The organism is Vibrio sp. 2132-1, from assembly GCF_033344315.1.
In genome coordinates this window covers 1-1,279 of sequence record NZ_JAWPON010000068.1, presented here as the reverse complement: position 1 = coordinate 1,279, position 1,279 = coordinate 1, and the positions used below count along the sequence as shown (strand labels likewise).

1 protein-coding gene is annotated in these 1,279 nt (G+C 47.9%); it reads right to left on the bottom strand.

The features are described from left to right. On the bottom strand, nucleotides 1-1,279 hold a 1,279-nt coding region (locus R8N47_RS23460), incomplete at both ends, for a HAMP domain-containing protein (protein WP_318185886.1).

The window sequence follows — 1,279 nt, the reverse complement described above, 5'->3', positions numbered from 1 at the left end:
CTTGCAGCATTGTCCATACGCGACATGCCATTCGCACTATTGCTTTGAACTTGGCTTGCCGCCGCTGCTGCTTGTACCGCAGAATTTGCCACTTCTTGTGCGGTTGCGCTCATCTCATTAATCGCCGTTGCTAGCGAGTTGACTTCGTTTACTTGAACGTTCAGTTGATCTCTCGAAGCCGCCGCGCGAGCTTGGCCTTCACTTGCGTTTTTATCAACTTGGTCTGCCGTCGCCATTACGGTTAAAAGCATTTCCTGAATGCGAGCGAGGAAGGTATTAAACCAGTGCGCCAGCTGCGCGGTTTCGTCCTTACCTTTCACCTCAATGCGGTAAGTTAGGTCGCCCTCGCCTTGTGCTGCGTCTTTAAAACGCTCCACTAAGTTAGTTAACACTTTGCCCAACGAGGTCGCGATCATTGTCATCGCAACAATACCAATCAGAGCCGCAATAATCCCTGCCCACACTCCCTTTTCAAGAGCTTCTGCACTTTGTTCTTCACTCCATCGCTCGTAGTCATCCACGTTCTTTTTAAGGAAGCTACTGGGAACCGACACCATAACGATCCAAGGCGCATCGCTGGTTTCAATTGCAGTAATCGCATACTCATCCCCGCCAAACGTCACAAGGCCTGCGCCCTTTTGTTTCGCAATGGATTGAATACGAGCCCATTGAGACGCCAATTCATGAGAGACTTTTTTGCCCACTTGATCCGCTTGGCTGCTGTTCGCCAGTGTGATGCCTTTCCACGAAGAAATCAGAATACGGCCTTGTCCATCAAACAAGTCGCTCGCGTAATCTTCACTTTGGCTTTGTAACTCGTTCAATGACAAATCAAAACCAAGAGAGCCTATGATCTCGCCACGTAACTTGATTGGTTGGCTGATGGTCGTGATCAGTTCTTGTTTGCCGCGAACCGGATACATGTACGGTTCCATCACGAACGTTTTACCCGTTTCGTAAGGCATCAAGTGCCAATCGTCTTTACGCTCACCATTGTTGTTTAATTCAGTATTGCTAAAGCTATCCATCGCCACAACATCAAAACTGTTGTGCGAATTTGGCGAAAAGAATGGCGCTAAGTAGCCTTCGCTATTAAAGCCAAGGCTTTTGTCTTGAATAGTTGGCTCAACCCACGATGGCTTTTCCCATACCATGTAACCAGCAAACACAGCTTTGTTCTGAGCTTCTAGCGACGCAATAAACTGTTTAACAATAATGTCTGGCGTTGCGGTCGTCTCTGCGCTTAATTCGATAATTGAACGCGCTTGCTTTAGGTTCG